This window comes from Rhodococcus sp. ARC_M12, from assembly GCF_022810385.1.
Lineage (GTDB): Bacteria > Actinomycetota > Actinomycetes > Mycobacteriales > Mycobacteriaceae > Rhodococcoides > Rhodococcoides navarretei.
Map to the genome: position 1 here is coordinate 93,455 of NZ_JALGQI010000001.1, position 14,336 is coordinate 107,790.

Sequence of the window (14,336 nt, forward strand, 5' to 3'; positions counted from 1 at the left end):
CTACGGTCCCTTCCATACGACGGCGGTAGCGCCGTCTATTTCCATCACGGTCACGGTGGTACCCGGGGCATAGACCTCGGTCTCGTCGAGTGGGCGAGCGGTCCACACCTCCCCACCGAGCTTGATCTGGCCTTGGTGGGCAGTGATCTGTTCCAGCACGACCGCATTCTTACCGGTCAGCGCGGCCATCCCCATCGGCGTATCGGGCGGAGTCGCGAAGCGGCGTAACAAAATCGGGCGCAAACCGAGCACCAACGCCAACGACAGGACGCCGAAGACGATCGCATCGGCCCACACCGGGAAATCGGTCAGAGCCGAGACGCCTGCGGTGCCGAGCGCGCCGCCGGCGATCATCAGAAGAAAGAAGTCGCCCGTCAGTGCCTCGGCACCGGCGAGTACCACTGCCGCTATGAGCCAAATGATCGCTGCCACAGCCTCCATCCAAGCACGAATCGGACAATTGCCGGTGCGTTGCTGGACACAGCCCTACTCGGTCACGAAGTCGACCAATTGTTCGACGGCCCCGATCAGTGGTGCTTCGAGATCACGGAAGCTCGACACCGACGAATACACCCGACGCCACCCCTCTCGCGGACTCCCCCACCCCAGCTCTCGACAGATTCCGGTCTTCCAGTCCTCACCCCGCGGAATCGTCGGCCAGGCATCGATACCGACAGCAGCAGGCTTGACCGCTTCCCAGACGTCGATGAACGGATGACCGGTGACGAGCACGTGCTCGCCGAGCGACCTCGTCAACTTCGACTCCTTGGACCCGGTCACCAGATGGTCCACCAGGACGCCGACGCGACGGCCGGGTCCGGGACCGAAATCCGCCAACCGTTCCCCGAGATTGTCCAGACCCTCCAGATGCTCGACGACCACGCCCTCCACCCGAAGGTCGTGTCCCCACACGCTTTCCACCAGGGCCGCGTCGTGCACACCCTCGACCCAGATGCGGCTGGCGCGTGCCGTTCGGGCACGTAGGCCCTCGACTTTGGTCGAACCGGAGGCGGACCGCGTCTGTTGCGGCACCGCAGGGGCAGGCTTGGGCCGAACGAGGGTGACCCGACGCCCGTCGATCAGGAATGCTGCCTCGCGCAGAGCGAACAGCCGCGTCGTCCGGGCACCGTCCTCGAGTCGGACGAAGTCTCCGTCGTAGGTGCGCTCGAAGCCGACCACCGCACCGCAATAGCCGGTTCCGGCGTCTTCGACCACCAGTCCGCGTTCGGCCGGAACTTCCGGTGCCGGAACCTTGCGCATGCGACTGTGCCCTTTGAGAATGTCTCCGCCGTACATGTCGTTCACGGCGGTCAACGCTAGCGACACCGGCGTCCCGAGCACGGTTCGCCACGCCGACCTATGCTCGTGAGTCGTGTGTTCTTCGAGTGCAAGTCTTGCCCTGTGGGCCAGTTCCTGGCTGGCCGGTGCCAGCTCACCGGACGACGTCATCGACGCCTTGTCCGAGTGGGCACCGATGCATCTCGTGGGTGCGGGTGATGCGGAGGCGGCAACCGTTTTCGGGCTGCAACATCCCGGCTACGACGAGGGAATCGCGGGCTTGCTGCACGCGATCAGGGCGGCCGCAACGGCGTCCACGCCCGCCATCGGGGACGATCGGGTCAAGCTGGTTCTGCCTGCCCCCGGTGCGGTGAGTGGCCTCCCCGCCGGCACCGACTTCTCGCGAGCTGCCCTCGACGCCGGTCAGGCGGTGGTGATCGGAACCTCGGGCAACGCCGGAATCGGATTGGTACCCGTCGTGGAGGGACCGGACGTGCTGCGCTGGACCGTGTATTCGATCGTCGTCCCCGAACACGGTCATCGGGATCAGGGGTTGGGCGAGGCAGAGTACGAGATGCGGGAAGCCGTGCGGGGCGCGGCGGACGCTCTCGCGCAGATGCAGTCGCTGCCCACCCGAACCCTCGACGTCGATCCGCGCACCCGTATCGCCGCTTTGATCGCCGACGCGGCACGGCATCGCTACCCGGCTGAGATGTCCGACAGGGCGTTCCGCGTCCTCGAATCCGCGGATCGGGTCGCCGCCATTCTGACGGTCGCAGCGGGATCGGCTCCGACGGAGGCACCGACCGCGTCCGCAACCGCAGCACGTGAAGAACTTGTTCGACCGCTCTGGGCTGCAGTGCGTACCGCGCGCACCATCGCTGTCGCGACCAGCATCGAAGCAGCTATGCATTCTGCCTGACACCCTGCGGAGAAGCAGGGTGTCAGGCAGCCACGCTCACGACGTGGCAGCCGCAGGCCTGGAGGGGCGGGTGAGCTGCTCACAGCAGCCGACGGCGCAGCGACTTCCGTCCAATGTCGACCCGTAGCCGGGCACGTTGCCGAGTCCGCGGCATCGGCCACCGACTCGGTATTCGTCGACGAGTTCCCGAATCATCTGCGGGAAACGCGCGTCGGATCCCGGGGTGCCTGCGCGGGCGAAGGCCATTCCGAGTTCGCGGGCCTTCTCCTCCGCCTCGGTGTCGAGATCCCACACGACCTCGAGATGGTCGGACACGAATCCGATCGGACACACGATCACGGCGTCGACGGACTTCGCCGACAGCGCTTCGAGATGATCACAGATGTCGGGGTCCAGCCACGGAACCTGAGGCGGTCCGGAACGGGACTGCCACACCAGGTCGTAGTCGTCGACACCCGACGCAGCGGCCACGAGCCTCGATGCCTCGGCCACCTGACGGCTGTAGAGATTCCCGCCATCCGCGGGCGGGCCGGCATTGGCGTCGGCGGCCGACGGAATCGAGTGGGCCGTGAACACCAGACGCGCACCGGCTCGGTGCTGTTCCGGCAGTGAGGCTCGCGCTGATGCGACCGCGTCGCTGAACGTGTCGACCATCAACGGGTGGTCGTAGTACTGCCGGATCTTGAGCAGATGCGGTGCATCGTCCCCGACCGCGGCGCGGGCTCGGGCGATGTCCTCGTGGTACTGCCTGCATCCGGAGTACCCGCCCCACGCGGAGGTGGGAAAGACCAGTGCGTTCCTGATGCCGTCCGACGCCATCGTCGCGACGGTGTCCTCGATCATCGGATGCCAGTTGCGGTTTCCGAAATAGATCGGCAAATCCACTCCGGCGGAATCGAATTCAGCACGAAGCGCATCGATGATGTCTCGGTTGAGCCGGTTGATCGGAGAGACGCCTCCGAAGTGCATGTAGTGCTCGACAACGGCGTCCAGACGCTCGGGCGGCACTCCGCGCCCACGAGTGACGTTCTCCAGGAACGGGCGTACGTCGGCGGGCTGTTCCGGTCCGCCGAACGAGAGCACCAACAATGCGTCGAAGTCTCCAGGGGTGGTCATGTTTTCCATTGTGCCCCCGCCGCCGACCGGCCCCGGCGGGGGTCCGGTCGGCGAACGAAACATGTCGGTGGGCGCACGTGTGGTTCCGCCCACCGCGGTGTCACATGTTCTCGGGCAGGTACGTGTTGTGGCTGGCTCCGCCATCGACGTACACGATGGATCCGGTGGTGCCGGGCAGCCAATCGGAGAGCAAGGCGACGATGGACTTGGCGACCACGGTGGGGTCGTTGACATCCCAACCGATGGGAGCGGCACCGTCCCAGTACACGTTCAGCTGGTCCATCTTGGCCGCGTCACCGGTAGCCGTACCCGCAATTGCCTTGGCGGCAAGGGTTCTGATCGGTCCTGCCGCGACGAGATTGGAGCGAATTCGCTTGGCCGCGCCCACTTCCCGAGCGACGTAGCGGTTGACCGATTCGAGTGCAGCCTTGGCGACACCCATCCAGTTGTAGTACGGCATCGACGTGCGGGGATCGAAGTCCATTCCGACGATGGAGCCACCCTCGTTCATGACCGGCAGAACAGCGCGAGCCAGCGACGCATAGCTCCACGCGGAGATCTCGAACGCCCTCGCAGCATCGGGGCCGGGGCCGTCGAGGAACGGCTTGGCGTCCGGACCCATCAGGGTGCGGGGCGCGAAGGCAATCGAGTGCAGGACCCCGTCGATGCCCTCGGGCGCCACTTCGCGTACGCGGTCGGCCAGCGCTGCCAGATGCTCCTCGTTGGTGGCGTCGAGCTCGATCGCCGGCGGCACCTCCTTGGGCAGACGCTGTGCGATGCGATCGATGAGTCGAAGCCGATCGAACCCGGTGATGATCACCTTGGCACCCTGCTCCTGCGCCATGGCAGCGGCGTGGAATGCGATGGAGGCATCGGTGATGATGCCGGTGATGAGAATGGTCTTGCCTTCGAGCAATCCGCCCATAGTGCTGTGTTCCTTAATTCGGAGGTGTGCGTCTATCGAAATCGTTGTGCGAGTAGGCCTTCAGTGCCCCATGCCCATGCCACCGTCGACCGGGATGACAGCACCGGACACGTACGACGAGTCCGGGCCGGCGAGGAAGCTCACCACTGCTGCGACGTCCTCGGGCTGACCGAGGCGCTGAAGCGGGATGTATTCCTTTGCCTTGCCGCGCAGATCGTCCGAGAGTTCTGCAGTCATGTCGGTTTCGATGAACCCCGGGGACACGACGTTCGCCGTGATGGATCGCGAACCCAGTTCCCTCGTGATCGATCGAGCCATTCCGATGACGCCTGCCTTGGACGCCGCGTAGTTGATCTGGCCCGGTCCGCCGGCCATGGCCACGACCGAACTCAGGAAGATCATCCGGCCCCAGCGCGCGCGCAGCATGGCGCGGTTGGCGCGCTTGGCAACTCGGAACGCTCCGGTCAGGTTGGCATCGATGACGCGCTGGAACTGATCCTCGGTCATTCGCATGAGCAACGTGTCGTCGGTGATTCCCGCATTCGCCACCAGAACCTCGACGGGCCCCTGCTTCTCCTCGACCTCCTTGAAGGCTGCGTCGACCGAGGCGGAATCTGTGACGTCGCAGACGACCCCGAACAATCCGTCGGGGGCCCCGGATCCGCGGTGGGTGACGGCCACCTTGTGTCCGTCGGCGGCGAGCCGCTGGGCGATGGCGAGACCGATACCTCGGTTGCCTCCGGTGACGAGTACCGATCGCGCGATGAAGTCAGGTGTGGACATGCCTAGCAACCTATCTGTTCGTCATGGAATGAGAAAGCAAAACTTACTGGTGAGTAAGAACAACGATCACGGCAGACGTTGCCGCATCACCAACGCCGAACCGAGCCCGGCAGAGATACACAGGACACCGAGGATCAACCAGGGACGCGACGCGTCGCCGCGGGTGATCTCGAATCCGATCTGCTCTTCGAGGGTGTCGTAGACGTCTCTGAGGTCCTCGAGGGACGACGCGGTGAAGAAGCTACCGCCCGAGAGGTCTGCGATCTCACGCAGCGACGGATCGTCGACCGGTACCGGGACTCGTTCGACGCCTGCCTCGTCCTCGATTTCCACCGAGCCGTAGCTGGTGCCGAACGAAATCGTGGAGATCGGCACGTTCTTGTCCTTGGCGGCACGCGCGGCGGTGTACCCACCGCGTGGGTCGTCGAGGTTCTGGGGAACGGTCTGCTTGCCGTCCGAGAGCAGCACGATGCGCGCAGGAGGTGCCGCATCGCCGCCACCGAGAATCGCTCCGAGAGTGTCGATCGACTGGAGCGAGGTGAAGATCGCCTCACCGGTGGCCGTTCGTTCACTGAGCTGCAACTTGTCGATGGCGGACTTGGTGGCCTCGCGATTGGCGGTGGGAGACACCAGGACCGACGCCGTGCCGGCAAAGGCGACCAATCCGAGATTGATCCCGGGTGTCAAACCGTCGGCGAAGGATTTCGCTGCATCCTGTGCGGCCGCCAAGCGAGTCGGCTCGACGTCGGTGGCCTCCATGGAGAGCGACACGTCGATCACGAGCATGACGGTCGCCCGATTCCGTGGCACGCGCTGGTCGTCCGTCGGACCGGCCAACGCGACGGTCAGAAACATCAGACCGACCAGCACGAGGGCCGTCGGCACATGCCGCAGCCGATTGGGCCGATCGGGCGCAACGGACTCGAGCAGCTCCATGTTGGAGAACCGCAGCACGTGCTTCTGCTTGCGCCGCTGAATCCACACGTAGCCGACCGTCAGCGCGATGACGACGAGGAGAAAGCCCAGCCACCAGGGCGAAGCGAAATCGGTCAGGCTCATCGCGCCGCCCGAGCGGTGTTGGTGAACCCGGACCCGATGGTGTGCCTGCGTGCGGTCACGAACCGTACGACGTCGGCAATCCAGTCGCCGTCGGTGCGCAGCGTCAGGCGTGGTGCTCCGCACCGTCGTAGCGCCTTCTCCACGTCGTCGCGGTGTGCTGCTGCAGCGCGCGCGAAGTCGGCACGCAGCCGCGGCGTCGTGCTGAATTCACGGGTACGGCCGGATTCGGGATCGTGCAGCACGACGTCACCGACGTCGGGTAGCTCCAGATCACGCTGATCGAGCACCTCGACGGCCAACACGTCGTGCCGCGCCGAGATTGCCCGGAGCGAGCGCTCCCAGTCGATCGGACCGAGAAAATCGCTGATCACCACGGCCATCCCGCGGCGGCGTTCGGGCCGTCGCAGTGCTTCGATGGCAGCGCGCAGGTCCCCGCGCACCCCGTCGGCCGCAGCCGGTGTCGTGGCGATGGCTCGGAGCATCGACTGGGTGTGCACGCGGCCGCCCCGTGCCGGGATCCGGGTTGTATCGGAACCGGTGGCCACCACCGCACCGATTCGGTTTCCGCCGCCACCGGACAGATGCGTGATCGCAGCCGAGGCCGCGACCGCTAGATCCCGCTTCTCGCACCCGGTGGTGCCGAAATCGAGGCTCGCGGACAGGTCGACCACGAGCCAGGTCTCCAGCTCGCGGTCGGCCACGGACTGCCGTACGTGCGGATGCGTCGTGCGTGCGGTGACCGACCAGTCCATCTGACGGACGTCGTCGCCCGGTTGATATTCCCTGGCGTCACCCGGTTCCGATCCGGGACCGGGGATCAATCCGAGATGGTCGCCGTGCAGTACCCCGTCCAGCCGTCTGCGTACCGTCAGTTCGAGGGTCCGCAGCGCCGCAGCCAACTTGGGGTCGCGAAGCTCACCCGATCGAAACGACGGCGGCCGAGAAACGACGGGTCGGCGTGTGGTCTCGGGAGCGGTGTCGGATCCGCTCACTGCCCCGGCGTACCGATCGCCGGGCCGTCACCCGACGGCTTCTGCAGAGATGGTGCCGGTTGGCCGTACTGGCCACCCTGCGGGTGCTGAGGCGCGGGCTGCTGAGGAGTAGGGGCCTGTCCTCGGCCGGGGTACTGGCCGGCAGCGGGGAACTGCCCTTGCGGCGGATACTGCCCCTGCGGCTGACGTCCGTCGACGTGCGGACCTTCCGAGCCGGCTCCGTTGCTCTGCGGCACCGGGACCGCCTGCGGTGATACCTGTGGCAACCCGACGGTCTGCAGAACCCGGGAGATGACCGTTTCGGGAGTCACCTCGTCGGCCAGAGCGTCGTAGGACAACACCAGACGGTGCCGGAGGACGTCGGGGATGACCTCGAGGACGTCCTGCGGAACGACATAATCGCGACCCCGGAGCAGAGCAAGCGCCCTGGACGCCGCGATGATTCCGAGCGTGGCACGCGGTGACGCGCCGTACGCGATCCAGCTGGCCACGTCGTCCATACCGAACTGCTCCGGCGTTCGCGTAGCGGAGATGACTCGCACCACGTAGTCGACTAGAGCGTGGTGCACGAACACCGAGCTGGCCAGATTCTGCAGCCGAACCAGCTCGACCGGGTCGAGGATCTGCTTGGGCTCGGGCGCCTTGATACCCATGCGGTAGACGATCTCGCGTTCTTCTTCGATCGTGGGGTAGTCGACGACGATCTTGAACAGGAATCGGTCGCGCTGAGCTTCGGGTAGGGGGTAGACACCCTCGTTCTCGATGGGGTTCTGCGTGGCCATCACGAGAAACGGATCGGGCATCGGGAACGTCTTGCCACCGATGGTCACGTGTCGTTCTGCCATGACCTCGAGCAGTGCGGACTGGACTTTCGCCGGCGCTCGGTTTATCTCGTCGGCCAGAACGAAGTTGGCCACGACCGGTCCGAGTTCGGTGTCGAACTCCTCCCGGCCCTGACGATAGATCCTGGTTCCGACGAGGTCGGTCGGAACGAGATCAGGGGTGAACTGAACTCGCGAGAAAGAGCCGCCCACGACCCTCGCGAAGGTCTCGACTGCAAGGGTCTTGGCCACGCCGGGCACACCTTCGAGCAAGACGTGTCCGCGTGCGAGCAACCCCACCAGAATGCGCTCGACGAGACGGTCCTGTCCGACTATCACGCGCTTGACCTCGTACACGGCCTTCTCGAGAAGCTGGACGTCCTCGGCGAGGGCCGGACTGTCCACCCGCTTCGGCTCCCCACTCGGTGGATTCGGATTCGGAGACTCGACTGCCGTCGACCCCTCGTCGTTCGAAATCCGGCCGTCACGTGATGTCACCAAGAATTCACCGCTTTCAGTCGATCGTCGTCGGGCACGTTTCATACCGCCGCAATCAACTATTCCAGGTGATCTGCGTGCGTGCCGAAAGGCGCCCCCGCCGCGCGCGCCGGAGTGGAGCCTGCGGAACGACGCAGTGGCTCCGGAGTGGAGCCTGCGGAACGACGCAATGGCTCCGGAGTGGAGCCTGCGGAACGACGCAGTAGCTCCGGAGTGGAGCCTGGAGAGGTACCGCAGGAGTGCTCGGGAGTCAGGACACCATGCGTACGGCGTAGGGGGTCATACCGCTGTATCGCACGTCGGATACCTTGACCACCGAACCGGACTGGGGCGCTTCGAGCATCTTGCCGTCGCCGAGGTAGAGCGCGACGTGTTGGCTGGCGTTGGGTCCGTAGAAGATCATGTCGCCACGCTTCATCTCCGAGGACGGCACCTGCTTGCCCGCTGTGTATTGGTAGCCGGTGTAGTGCGGCAACGAGATTCCCAGGCCTGCGAACGCGTAGATCATCAATCCCGAGCAGTCGAAGCCGACCTTGTTGTAGTCGCCGTAGCTGTCTGCGACTCCGCCGTCCCTGATGCCCTTCGTCGGTCCGTTCTCGTCTCCGCCACCCCACGAGTACGGCACGCCGAGTTGGCTCATTCCGCGGTCGATCGCCAATTCGACGGCGGCGCTTCCGGTGACCGACGGCGTCGTGGACGTCTTCGGTTTCGTGGGCGTCTTCGGTGTGGTGGGCGTCTTCGGTGTCGTGGGTGTGGTTGTGGTTGTGGTGGAACTGTCCGAATCGGTCGACGTGCTGGAATCGTCGTCCACGTCGACGTGCGAGCGCTGCCCCTCTGCAATGGCCGCCGCGCGCTGTTGCGCCGCCAGGTTGGCCGACACTCGGGCAGCTGCCTGCACAGCAGCTTCCTTGGCTGCGGCGGTGGCGGCGGCGATGGCGGCATCCTCGGCCGCCTTCTGCGCCTCCCAGTCGCCGTACGCCGCACGCTGGTCCTGCAGACCTGCGACGTTGCTGCGGGCGGCATCGAGTTCGGTCTGCGCCGAATCACGCTGGGATTCGATCGTGGCCTTGCGGTCGGCCTCTGCCTGCAGCGCGGCCTGCGCCTCGGCGATCGCCTGCTCGGCCTCGGCCTTCTTTGCCTCGGCTTCCGACGCTGCCGCGTCGGCCTGCTGCTTGGACTCACGCGCCGCCGAGTCGCGGTTCGCCTGCTCGGTACGGGCGCGCTGCAAGCCGTCCAGTACTGCATTCTGGCTGTTGGACAGAACCTTCAGGACCTGGGCGCGGTCCAGGACGTCGTCCGGTCCGCTCGATCCAAGAAACGACGCCATCGAGGCGACGCCCGAGCCCTGGGTGTAGCTCGATTTGGCGAATTCGTCGAACTTGCGCTGAGCTGCCTGAATCTGCGTGCCGGCATCGGCGAGCGCCTGCTGGGCTGCTCCCACGACGGCTGCGGCAACGTCCGCGGCGTCCCGTGCGTTCTGCTGATCGACCAGGGCTTTGTTGACGCCTTCTCGCTTCACGGCGACCTCGTCGTCGAGCTGTGCGAGTTGTTGGTTGGCGGACGCGATCGCGTCGATCAGCTGACCGACCTGCCCCAGACGGGAGTCGACTGCACTTCCGGCAGCGGCGATGTCGGTGTCGGACGGATTGGGGGGAGGCGGAGGTACCGCGGCGGCGACTCCGGGCATGGTCGCCGTCAGCGCGAGAACGAGACCGGCACCTGCCAGCACGAATCGGGTACGGACGAGCGCTCTGCGGCGCGTGCCGCGAACTGGACGTCGGCTCACAAATGTCTCCCTCGGGTCCGGCATTCACTCCGGTCCCGAAGGACAGTCGTGCCGCCGAGGTGCTCTCCGTCCTCCACCCCGATCGCAGGTGACGGTGAGCATGTTCGCCGGGCGGGAAAGTGGCGCGCAGCGACACGACAGGTGCGAACCACGTCAGTCACACCCGAAGCAGTGGCCTCCCGAGTTCCCCACGGATGACACCTGCCTTCTGCGACACTCCTTCCCCAGCAGTGCCAATGGCACCGTACGACACTTCGCACACTAAAGAAACTCCAGTCACAAATGACACATTTGTAATTCCACCAGGCACAATGCCGTGAACTCGGTGTTTGCCGAAAACAATTTTTCGGACTTTTTCCGAACCGACATCCGACGGCGCAGTGCCCCGTCTGCGTCGGTCGGTCGAATGACGAATCCGCGCGTGACGTCAGCGCTCGACGGGCTGTGCATCGTGCGGGGCGGCAGTGGCCGACCGCGCACGATATCGACGCACCTTCACGGCGGCTGTCAGTGCTGCCACCGCGGCGACGATCACGACCAGTCCGCCCGTCAGCAAGCCCCAGGGAGTCTGGTCCTCGACGAGGATGTCGACGAAGTTGTCCGCGGCAACGACGTGGTCGCCGGTGTAGGTCCGGTCCTGCCCGGCCTCGAGGGTCACCCGACTGATCGAGTCGCTGAACGTACCCACCTGCCCGGGGCTCAGTACGAGAACAGTGCCGCCCTCGCGTGCTCCGACCGCTGTCGCGAGATCACGCAGCTGCGAGTCGTGGCGAGGTTCGGTCGGCACGATCACGATGCTCAGATCGATACCGTTGTCCTCGGCACGAGCAACGGCTGCGGACAACCCGGCTTCCTCGTCGGCGGGGGCGCTGACGCCGGACTCGCGGACCGTGGCGACGATGCTGTCGACGTCCAGACCTGCCGGGATATCGGTGGCAAGTGGGGATACGGCGTGAATCGGCTCAGGCATCTCTCGTCCAGTCGGTAGGAACCAGTCGCGTCGAACCCTACGTCACGCCGCTCTCGATTCCGGGGAGGGCCGGACGCCCGATGCCGCAACTGAGGCCGCCCTTCATTGCGTCGCACGAAGCACTACGTGAGGATTGTGACGTGGGTCGTTCTCTCGGCATCCCTGGCGAAACGGACCCGCACGTTTTCACAGGACAAGCGTACTGTTAGACTTCCATCGAGACACTGGCCGAGCGTCCGCAGGCAATCTGCACACCGGATGTCATGCCGCGACGCACGGACAGGGCCTCGCTTCAACCGTCGACACAGCCCCGTCGGCGGTGTGCCTCATAGACGAGTGGAGCTGAAGTGACCGCAAGTAATAACTCATTCGGTGCAAAGGGCACCCTCGAAGTCGGAGAGAACTCGTACGAGATCTTCCGGTTGTCGGCCTTGCCCGGTGCCGAGAAACTGCCCTATGCGCTGAAGGTCCTCGCGGAGAACCTCCTTCGCACCGAGGACGGTGCCAACATCACCGCCGACCACATTCGCTCGATCGCGTCGTGGGACCCCGCGGCCGACCCGAGTGTCGAAATTCAGTTCACCCCTGCACGCGTCATCATGCAGGACTTCACCGGCGTTCCGTGCATCGTCGACCTCGCCACGATGCGTGAAGCCGTCACCACCCTGGGCGGCGACCCCAACAAGGTCAACCCCCTCTCCCCCGCCGACATGGTCATCGACCACTCGGTCATCCTCGACGTCTTCGGCCGCGCCGACGCTCTCGAGCGCAACGTCGACCTCGAGTACGAGCGCAACGGTGAGCGCTACCAGTTCCTGCGTTGGGGACAGGGCGCGTTCGACGACTTCAAGGTCGTCCCCCCGGGCATGGGCATCGTGCACCAGGTCAACATCGAGTACCTCGCACCGACGATCATGACCCGCAAGGGCCAGGCCTACCCCGACACCTGTGTCGGCACCGACTCGCACACCACGATGGTCAACGGCCTCGGTGTGTTGGGCTGGGGCGTCGGCGGCATCGAAGCGGAAGCTGCCATGCTCGGCCAGCCCGTCTCGATGCTCATCCCCCGCGTCGTCGGCTTCAAGCTCTCCGGTGAGATCCAGCCCGGCGTCACCGCGACCGACGTGGTGCTGACCGCAACCGAGATGCTGCGCAAGCACGGCGTCGTCGGCAAGTTCGTCGAGTTCTACGGCGAGGGTGTGGCCGAGGTTCCCCTCGCGAACCGCGCCACCCTGGGCAACATGAGCCCCGAGTTCGGTTCCACCGCAGCGATCTTCCCGATCGACGAGGAAACCATCAACTACCTGCGCCTCACCGGCCGCAGCGACGAGCAGCTCGCGCTCGTCGAGGCGTACGCCAAGGAACAGGGCATGTGGCACGACCCGAAGAACGAGGCCGTGTACTCCGAGTACATCGAGCTCGACCTCAACACGGTCGTCCCGTCCATCGCAGGACCGAAGCGTCCGCAGGACCGAATCCTGTTGTCCGAGTCCAAGGTCGCGTTCCGCAAGGACATCCACAACTACGTCGAGGAGAACCACCCGAAGCACGAGGGTGACAGCAAGCTCGACGAGGCCCTCGACGAATCGTTCCCGGCAAGCGACTCCGCTTCGCTGAGCTTCGCCGAAGAGGATTCCGTCGACGTTCGTTCTGCCGCATACGGTTCCGAGGGTCGTCCGAGCAAACCGATCCGGGTCACCACCGACGAGGCAGGCGAGTTCGTCCTCGATCACGGTGCCGTCGTGGTTGCAGGCATCACCTCTTGCACCAACACCTCGAACCCGTCGGTGATGCTCGGCGCAGCACTGCTCGCCCGCAACGCCGTCGAGAAGGGCCTGTCCACCAAGCCCTGGGTCAAGACCAACATGGCCCCCGGCTCGCAGGTCGTCACCGACTACTACGAGAAGGCCGGCCTCTGGCCGTACCTCGAGAAGCTCGGCTACTACCTCGGTGGTTACGGCTGCACCACGTGCATCGGTAACACCGGCCCGTTGCTGGAGCCGATCTCGAAGGCGATCAACGACAACGACCTCTCGGTCACCGCAGTGCTGTCGGGCAACCGCAACTTCGAGGGTCGCATCTCCCCCGACGTCAAGATGAACTACCTGGCCTCACCGCCGCTGGTCATCGCATACGGCCTCGCAGGCACGATGGACTTCGACTTCGAGACCGACCCACTCGGCGAGGATCACGAGGGCAACCCCGTGTTCCTGAAGGACATCTGGCCGTCCTCGCAGGAGATCGAAGACACCATCAAGTCCTCGATCAGCCGGGACATGTTCAGCAAGTCCTACGAGACCATCTTCGCCGGCGACAGCCGCTGGCAGAACCTGTCGACCCCCGAGGGCGACACGTTCGAGTGGGATCCCAAGTCGACCTACGTGCGTAAGCCTCCGTACTTCGACGGCATGACGATGGACCCGGCTCCTGTCGAGGACATCACGGGTGCACGCGTGTTGGCTCTGTTGGGCGATTCGGTCACCACCGACCACATCAGCCCGGCAGGTCCGATCAAGGCAGGCACGCCTGCCGCGCAGTACCTCGATTCGCACGGTGTCGAGCGCAAGGACTACAACTCGCTCGGTTCGCGTCGTGGTAACCACGAGGTGATGATCCGCGGAACGTTCGCGAACATTCGCCTCAAGAACCAGCTCCTCGACGACGTCTCGGGCGGCTACACCCGCGACTTCACGCAGGACGGCGGACCGCAGTCCTTCATCTACGACGCGTCGCAGAACTACCAGAAGGCCGGCATCCCGCTGGTCGTGCTGGGTGGCAAGGAGTACGGCAGTGGCTCCTCGCGCGACTGGGCGGCCAAGGGCACCTCGCTCCTGGGCGTCAAGGCCGTCATCACCGAGTCGTTCGAGCGCATCCACCGCTCCAACCTCATCGGCATGGGCGTCGTTCCGCTGCAGTTCCCGGCCGGTGAGAGCGCGTCGTCGCTCAAGCTCGACGGCACCGAGACCTTCGACATCGTCGGCGTCGCGAAGCTGAACGAGGGCACCACCCCGAAGACGATGACCGTAATCGCCACCAAGGAAGACGGCACCAAGGTCGAATTCGAGGCCGTGGTTCGCATCGACACCCCCGGTGAAGCGGACTACTACCGCAACGGCGGCATCCTGCAGTACGTGCTGCGCAACATGATCAGAGGCTGAGTGCGCGTCGTCTGACGTACGCCTCGAA

12 protein-coding genes are annotated in these 14,336 nt (G+C 65.2%); 2 read left to right on the plus strand and 10 right to left on the minus strand.

Annotated elements, in window-relative coordinates:
- The gene (locus MTX35_RS00405) at positions 1 to 432 is read right to left on the minus strand and encodes an NfeD family protein (protein WP_243593079.1); all 432 of its coding nucleotides are present in this window, start codon (positions 430 to 432) and stop codon (positions 1 to 3) included.
- Between the two features lie 54 nt (positions 433 to 486).
- Positions 487 to 1,296: a DUF3097 domain-containing protein gene (locus tag MTX35_RS00410; protein WP_243593588.1), complete on the minus strand. Its 810-nt coding sequence runs from the start codon at positions 1,294 to 1,296 to the stop codon at positions 487 to 489.
- A gap of 76 nt (positions 1,297 to 1,372) precedes the next feature.
- Between MTX35_RS00410 and MTX35_RS00415 the strand changes: the two genes are divergently transcribed.
- Positions 1,373 to 2,200, plus strand: coding sequence for a hypothetical protein (locus tag MTX35_RS00415; RefSeq protein ID WP_243593080.1), 828 nt, complete (start codon positions 1,373 to 1,375; stop codon positions 2,198 to 2,200).
- 36 nt (positions 2,201 to 2,236) lie between these two features.
- Here the strand turns inward: MTX35_RS00415 and MTX35_RS00420 are convergent, their stop codons facing one another.
- From MTX35_RS00420 to MTX35_RS00455, 8 genes are all read right to left on the minus strand, one after another.
- Complete coding sequence (locus MTX35_RS00420) at positions 2,237 to 3,316, minus strand: ferrochelatase (protein ID WP_243593081.1); 1,080 nt, start codon at positions 3,314 to 3,316, stop codon at positions 2,237 to 2,239.
- A gap of 100 nt (positions 3,317 to 3,416) precedes the next feature.
- Positions 3,417 to 4,241: an NADH-dependent enoyl-ACP reductase InhA gene (gene inhA / locus MTX35_RS00425; RefSeq protein WP_032377850.1), complete on the minus strand. Its 825-nt coding sequence runs from the start codon at positions 4,239 to 4,241 to the stop codon at positions 3,417 to 3,419.
- 60 nt (positions 4,242 to 4,301) lie between these two features.
- On the minus strand, positions 4,302 to 5,024 hold the full coding sequence (fabG1, locus tag MTX35_RS00430; protein ID WP_243593082.1) for a 3-oxoacyl-ACP reductase FabG1: 723 nt from the start codon (positions 5,022 to 5,024) through the stop codon (positions 4,302 to 4,304).
- Positions 5,025 to 5,090: 66 nt separating this feature from the next.
- On the minus strand, positions 5,091 to 6,083 hold the full coding sequence (locus MTX35_RS00435; RefSeq protein ID WP_243593083.1) for a VWA domain-containing protein: 993 nt from the start codon (positions 6,081 to 6,083) through the stop codon (positions 5,091 to 5,093).
- Positions 6,080 to 7,075 carry a DUF58 domain-containing protein gene (locus MTX35_RS00440; RefSeq protein ID WP_243593084.1) on the minus strand — a complete coding sequence of 332 codons (996 nt, stop codon included), beginning with the start codon at positions 7,073 to 7,075 and terminating at the stop codon, positions 6,080 to 6,082. Before MTX35_RS00440 ends, MTX35_RS00435 begins: the two co-directional genes overlap by 4 nt.
- Positions 7,072 to 8,394 carry an AAA family ATPase gene (locus MTX35_RS00445; RefSeq protein ID WP_374230205.1) on the minus strand — a complete coding sequence of 441 codons (1,323 nt, stop codon included), beginning with the start codon at positions 8,392 to 8,394 and terminating at the stop codon, positions 7,072 to 7,074. Before MTX35_RS00445 ends, MTX35_RS00440 begins: the two co-directional genes overlap by 4 nt.
- Before the next feature lie 250 nt (positions 8,395 to 8,644).
- Positions 8,645 to 10,204, minus strand: coding sequence for an NlpC/P60 family protein (locus MTX35_RS00450; protein WP_374230206.1), 1,560 nt, complete (start codon positions 10,202 to 10,204; stop codon positions 8,645 to 8,647).
- A gap of 403 nt (positions 10,205 to 10,607) precedes the next feature.
- Positions 10,608 to 11,150 carry a DUF6676 family protein gene (locus MTX35_RS00455; RefSeq protein WP_243593086.1) on the minus strand — a complete coding sequence of 181 codons (543 nt, stop codon included), beginning with the start codon at positions 11,148 to 11,150 and terminating at the stop codon, positions 10,608 to 10,610.
- A 347-nt stretch (positions 11,151 to 11,497) separates the two neighbouring features.
- On the opposite strand from MTX35_RS00455, the gene MTX35_RS00460 reads away from it, so the two are divergent.
- The gene (locus tag MTX35_RS00460; RefSeq protein ID WP_243593087.1) at positions 11,498 to 14,308 is read left to right on the plus strand and encodes an aconitate hydratase; all 2,811 of its coding nucleotides are present in this window, start codon (positions 11,498 to 11,500) and stop codon (positions 14,306 to 14,308) included.
- The last annotated feature ends 28 nt before the right edge of the window (positions 14,309 to 14,336 follow it).